Origin of the sequence: Micromonospora phytophila, assembly GCF_023656545.1 — a bacterium.
In the GTDB taxonomy this organism is placed as follows: Bacteria; Actinomycetota; Actinomycetes; order Mycobacteriales; family Micromonosporaceae; genus Micromonospora; species Micromonospora phytophila.
In genome coordinates, this window is the sequence record NZ_JAMOKF010000336.1 from 1 (window position 1) to 5,698 (window position 5,698).

The 5,698-nt window shown below is 73.9% G+C and carries 7 protein-coding genes and 1 pseudogene; 6 read left to right on the plus strand and 2 right to left on the minus strand.

Translation table 11 applies throughout. The features are described 5' to 3' along the window. From NCC78_RS26620 to NCC78_RS26630, 3 genes are all read left to right on the plus strand, one after another. Positions 1 to 705: LysR family substrate-binding domain-containing protein (locus NCC78_RS26620; protein WP_250797904.1), on the plus strand; the 705-nt coding region annotated here is incomplete at its 5' end. Positions 706 to 808: 103 nt separating this feature from the next. Further along, positions 809 to 958, plus strand: coding sequence for an RICIN domain-containing protein (locus NCC78_RS32135; protein WP_284706357.1), 150 nt, complete (start codon positions 809 to 811; stop codon positions 956 to 958). A gap of 67 nt (positions 959 to 1,025) precedes the next feature. Beyond that, complete coding sequence (locus tag NCC78_RS26630) at positions 1,026 to 1,268, plus strand: hypothetical protein (protein WP_250797906.1); 243 nt, start codon at positions 1,026 to 1,028, stop codon at positions 1,266 to 1,268. A 97-nt stretch (positions 1,269 to 1,365) separates the two neighbouring features. Here NCC78_RS26630 and NCC78_RS26635 read toward each other — a convergent pair whose 3' ends face one another. Then, a complete protein-coding gene (locus NCC78_RS26635) occupies positions 1,366 to 1,716 on the minus strand; it encodes a DUF3140 domain-containing protein (protein ID WP_250797907.1) in 351 nt (116 codons plus the stop codon). Positions 1,717 to 1,894: 178 nt separating this feature from the next. Further along, complete coding sequence (locus NCC78_RS26640) at positions 1,895 to 4,450, minus strand: ATP-dependent Clp protease ATP-binding subunit (protein ID WP_250797908.1); 2,556 nt, start codon at positions 4,448 to 4,450, stop codon at positions 1,895 to 1,897. A 217-nt stretch (positions 4,451 to 4,667) separates the two neighbouring features. Between NCC78_RS26640 and NCC78_RS26645 the strand changes: the two genes are divergently transcribed. The 3 genes and pseudogenes from NCC78_RS26645 to NCC78_RS26655 all read left to right on the plus strand — a co-directional run. Continuing rightward, on the plus strand, positions 4,668 to 5,072 hold the full coding sequence (locus NCC78_RS26645) for a PIN domain-containing protein (protein ID WP_250797909.1): 405 nt from the start codon (positions 4,668 to 4,670) through the stop codon (positions 5,070 to 5,072). A 124-nt stretch (positions 5,073 to 5,196) separates the two neighbouring features. Next, complete coding sequence (locus NCC78_RS26650; protein ID WP_250797911.1) at positions 5,197 to 5,457, plus strand: hypothetical protein; 261 nt, start codon at positions 5,197 to 5,199, stop codon at positions 5,455 to 5,457. A 10-nt stretch (positions 5,458 to 5,467) separates the two neighbouring features. Then, positions 5,468 to 5,698: pseudogene (locus NCC78_RS26655) on the plus strand (hypothetical protein); the annotation flags it as partial.

Genomic DNA, 5,698 nt, shown 5'->3' on the forward strand with positions numbered 1-5,698 from the left:
GCCGGGGGCGCGCCCCGGCGGTACCGCTTCGGCGGCGTGAACAGCCCGATCCTGGGCCGGCTGGTGCACCGGCTCGCCGCCCAGCGGCCGCCGGCGCAGATCACCACCTACGCCTCCTGGTCGGCGGACGAGCTGACCCAGCTGGTGGCCGGTGGGCGACTCGACTTCGCCCTGATCGGCGTCTGCGGTGACGCCACCCCGCCGGCGGAGTCGGGGCTGAGCTGGCGCGAGGTGTCGGTCGACCCGGTGCTGGTGCTGCTTCCGGAGTCGCATCCGCTGGCCGACCGGGACGAGGTGCGCCTGGCGGACCTGCGGCAGGAGCAGTGGGTGGCCGCGCCGGGCGACGGCTGTTTCGGCGACTGCTTCGCCGCCGCCTGCGCCCGCGCCGGCTTCACCCCGCGCAAGGTGTACGAGGTCGACGTGCGGGGCTGCATGGACATGGTGGACGCGGGCGAGGCGGTCGCGCTCTGCCAGGCCACCTTCCGGCCGGTCGCCGGGCTGGTCACCCGGAGGCTGGTCGGGACCCCGCTGCGCTGGCGGCTGATGCTGGGATGGCATCCGGACTCCCCCGCCGGCCCGGTCGCCGAGCTGGTGCTGGAGACGGCGTTGGCCGCGTACACCGACTCGCTGGCGGCGCATCCGGAGTACCTGGCCTGGCTGTTGCGGAACCCGGCCTTCGGGCTGCGGCAACCCACGGGCGTCTGAGCCCGGCTCGCGGCGGGGTCCCCGCCCCTCGACGGCGCCTGCCCGGGTCGGCTCCGGCCAGCCCGGCCGCACGCGGGGCGGGGGTGGGCACCACCCGACCGGGATCGCCGGGAAGACGTACCCGCTGACCGCGCAGCACAGCGGCAAGCTCGCCGACGTGGAGGGCGTCTTTACGGCCGACGGCGCGCGGGTGTTGCGGTGGAGCCGCGGCGGCGGGGCCGACCAGCGGTGGCGGCTCAGAGTGGCCGGCTGACCCGCCTCGGCCGGTAATGCCCGGCCGGTGGCGGTGCGAACCGTCGCCGGCCGGGTATCTGGCGGGCATGACCGATCCCAATCCCGCCGCCGACGACCGGGAGATCCTCCGGCAGGCCGCCGCCACGCACATCGCCGCCGCCCGCGAGGTGGAGACCTTCCTGCGCAGCCTGCCGGAGGTGCCCGGCGCGGCCGACATCACCGAGTACGCCAACCTGCTCACCCGGGAGGAACGGGCGCGCATCGACCGCGACGCCGCCGCCGACGCGGCCGGCCTGACGATCGGCAGCATGGAGTCGGAGCACGGCTGACACCGGCACCACCACGATCACGACGTTGTCGTCCCGACCGAGCCGGTCGGGACGACAACGTCACATCATGATCGACGTCGAGCGCTGGTCGGGCGGGTCACCGTTCGACGAGGACGTCGTGGCCGAGGTCGAGCAGGGAGTGGCGCCACTCGTCGTCGGAGTTGCCCCGGGGTGGCTTGGCGTCCATCAGGGACTGGATCCGGTCGACCGCGTCCTGCATCACCTCGATGTCCTCCGGCGTCAGGTCGACCTTGCGCTTGGTGAGCACCCTGAGGATCGCCCGGCCGGGTTGGGGCAGGTCGAGGTCGGGGTCCGCGCCGAACGACTCCTCCCCGGAACCGCGGGTGAGCAGCCACTGCCGCAGCTGCTCGGAGGGCACGTTCACCTGGGCGTGGAAGTCCTCCCAGAGCCCTTCGACCTCGGGATCGAGCCGCTGCTCGCGTACCATCAGCCCTCCTCTCGCCGGCGGTCGGACCCCGCCGGGTCCGGCTCGTCGCTTCGCTGACCCGGGCCCTCCGGGGGGACCTGCACCCGCGCGGGGTTCGCCGTCGGCGGCGCCACGATCGGATCGGTCCGTTCGGTGCTCTGCTGGGTCTCCTCGGGTTCGGTCATCTCCGCCCTCCGGGTCATCGGGGATGGGACGTGCTGGCGGCGGTGTATCCCCGCTCGCCGGCGGTGACGTCGAAGGCGAGTTGGCCGTCGCGGGCGTCCACGGTGACCTTCTGGCCGGGTGAGAGCGCCGATTCCAGCAGCATCCGGGAGAGGTGGTTGTCCACCTCCCGCTGGATCACCCGGCGCAGCGGCCGGGCGCCGAACTCGGGCTGGTAGCCGTGCTCGGCGATCCAGTCGACGCCGGCCGTGGTGAAGTCCACGTCGATGTGCTGGGCGTGCAGCCGGCGGCGGGTCTCCTCCAGCAGCAGGCCGGTGATCTGCCGCAGCTGCTCGGCCTCCAGCCGACGGAAGATGATCACCTCGTCGATGCGGTTGAGGAACTCGGGGCGGAAGTTCTCCTGGAGCCGGCGCATCAGCCGTTCCCGCAGCTCGTCGGTCTCCTGCTGTCCGCCCGGCTCGCCGGCGCCGAAGCCCACGCTGCGCTGGCTGCCGGTGATCAGTTCGGAGCCGAGGTTGCTGGTCATGATCAGGACGGTGTTCTTGAAGTTCACCGTCCGGCCCTGGCTGTCGGTGAGCCGCCCGTCGTCGAGCACTTGGAGCAGGATGTTGAACACGTCGGGATGCGCCTTCTCGATCTCGTCGAGCAGCACCACCGCGTACGGGCGGCGCCGGACCGCCTCGGTGAGCTGGCCGGCCTCCTCGTACCCGACGTAGCCGGGCGGGGCGCCGACGAGCCGGCTGACCGTGTGCCGCTCCTGGAACTCGCTCATGTCCACCCGGACCATCCGGTCCTGCTCGCCGAAGAGCGCCTCCGCCAGAGCCCGGGCCAGCTCGGTCTTGCCCACCCCGGTGGGGCCCAGGAAAAGGAAGCTGCCCATCGGCCGGTTCGGGTCGGCCAGCCCGGTGCGCGAGCGCCGGACCGCCTCGGCCACGGCGGTGACCGCGTCGTTCTGGCCGACCACCTTCTCGTGCAGAAGGCCCTCCAGCCGCAGCAGCCGGTCCCGTTCCTCCTCGGTGAGCTGGCTGACCGGGATGCCGGTGGCCCGGGAGACCACCTCGGCGATCTCCGGCGGCCCGACGGCCGGCACCTGCGGCGGGCCGTTGCCCTCCCCGTGGGCGCGGCGGACCTGCCCTTCCAGCTCGGCCAGCCGGTCCCGCAGCGCGGACGCCTTCTCGTACTGCTCGTCGGCGACCGCCTGCTCCTTGTCCCGGCGTACCTCGTCGAGCTGCGCCTCCAGCTCGCGCACGTCAGCGGCCGGGGTCCGGGTGCGCAGCCGGACGCGGGCGCCGGCCTGGTCGATCAGGTCGATGGCCTTGTCGGGCAGGAAGCGGTCGGTGACGTACCGGTCGGAGAGTTCGGCGGCGGCGACGAGCGACTCGTCGGTGAAGCGCACCTGGTGGTGGGCCTCGTAGCGGTCGCGCAGGCCGCGCAGGATCATCACGGTGTCGTCGACCGTGGGCTCGGGCACGAAGACCGGCTGGAACCGGCGGGCCAGCGCCGCGTCCTTCTCGATGCTGCGGCGGTACTCGTCCAGCGTGGTCGCGCCGATCACCCGCAGCTCGCCTCGGGCCAGCGCCGGCTTGAGCATGTTCGAGGCGTCCATGCCGCCCTCGCTGCCCGCGCCGCCCGCGCCGACCAGGGTGTGGATCTCGTCCAGGAAGATGATCAGCTCCTCCCGGTGCGCCCGGATCTCGTCGATCACCTTCTTCAGCCGCTCCTCGAAGTCGCCCCGGTAGCGGGTGCCGGCGACCAGGCCGGCCAGGTCGAGCTGGATCACCCGCTTGCCGAGCAGCGTCTGCGGCACGTCGCCGTCGCAGATCCGTTCGGCCAGGCCCTCCACGATGGCGGTCTTGCCGACGCCGGCCTCACCGATCAGCACCGGGTTGTTCTTGGTCCGCCGGGACAGGATCTCGATGGCCTGCTCGATCTCGCCGGCCCGGCCGACCACCGGGTCGATCTGGTCGTTGCGGGCCAGTTCGGTGAGGTCCTGGCCGTACTGGTCCAGGGTGGGCGTGCCCCGGTCGGGCCTGGGGCCGGTCATCGGGCCGCGCTCGGCGTTGGCCGCCTGCAACGACTCGGGCTGGATCCGGCCGGCGGCGAGCATCCGCCCGGCCGGCGACTCCGGGTTGAGCGGCAGCGCCATCAGGATGTGCTCGGGACCGATGTAGTTGGCGCCCATGGCCCGGGACAGCTGGTGGGCGTCGAGCAGCGCCCGCTTGGCGGCGGGGGTCAGCGACAGGTTCGGCGGCACCTCCCCCCGCGGCGCGCCGTCGCCGCGCCCGCCGAGCGCGTTGACCAGGGTGTCCGGGTCGGCGCCGGCGCGGCGGACCAGGTCGCGCAGCGGCTCGCGTTGCAGCGCCGCCCAGAGCAGGTGGTCGGTGTCCAGGTCGTTGCTCTGCTTCTGCGCGGCCCGCCGGGCCGCGTCGGCCAGCATCTCCCGGGCGTCGGCGGTCATCAGCCGGGTGATGTCGACCCGGTGAGCGGGTCGGCGCCCGCCCTCGCCCCGGCCGAAGTACCGGGCCAGGAATTCGTCCCACGGGTCGGAGCCGAAGTCACCGGGTCCTATCATGTCTGTCCTCCGCAGTCGGGCGCGGCACGGTCGGCAGGGGCTACCCGACGCCCGCCCCCACAAACGCCATCGGGGTGGGCCGGACGGACCCGTCGGCGTCCGGGCGGCGCGGCGGGCGACACGCCCGACGGGTTCCGTCCCGCCGGGCGCGGACCGGGCCGCACGTACCGGCGACGCCGTCGGGCGTCGGCGGGTCCGCAGGTGGCAGGCTGACGGCATGGACCCCACGCCCCTGCTGATCGTGGACGCCGCCAACGTGGTCGGCTCCCGCCCGGACGGGTGGTGGCGGGACCGCGCCGGCGCCACCGCCCGGCTGCGTGACTCGCTGACTCTGGTGGGGACGCTCGGCGTGCCACCGGAGCTGCCGCCGCCGGTGGAGGTGGTGCTGGTCGTGGAGGGGGCGGCGCGCGACGTGCCGGGCACCGACGGGGTCCGGGTGGTGGCCGCGCCCGCGTCCGGCGACGACGCCGTGGTCGAGCTGGTCGCTGCCGCGTCGGGCCGCCGCCGGCTGGTCGTCACCGCCGACCGTGAGCTGCGGGAACGGGTCCGGGCGCAGGGCGCCGAGGTGTACGGCCCGCGCTGGTTGCGCGACCGGGAGGAGCACACCCCCGAGTCCGATTGATCGGACTCCCGGCGCTTCGGGGTGGCAACCGGTCAGCAGGGCAGGAACACTGACAGGGCGGATGTTCTCTCACCGACACCGATAGGCTCTAATTGAGGCCTCCCCGCCCCCAGGAGGTTCCGCCGTGGCGAGCGTCGCCGAGCTCAAGGCAGCCATCGATGTCGCGCTCCAACAGATCGGCGACGGCCAGAGCGCCGTGCAGGCGGCCGGCGAGAAGCTGGCCGAGGCCCAGCAGACCCTGGCCGGCGCGCTGGAGGGCAGCGGGCACGAGACGGTCGAGGCGGCCCAGGCCTCGCTGACCCAGGCCAGCCAGGAGCTGGAGGAGTGCCTCGCCGCGACACTCGTCGCGGTCGAGCAGGCGCAGCTCTACGTCGCGACCCTCTAGGGAGCCGGCCGTGTCCATCGTCGAGGATCTCGGCGCCCAGGTCCGTGCCGCCGCCGAGGAACTGCCGCTGGGCCAGCTCGCCCAGGCGCTGGCGAAGTTCGGGCTGGCCGCGGAGCGGCTGCGCTGGGTGCGTCAGGAGTCGGCCGACCCGATGGGGGTGCCGGAGCTCTCCGCCGCCACCGAGCACGCCGAGACCGCCGGGTACGCGCTGCACGTGGCGCAGGACCAGTTGTCGGCGTAC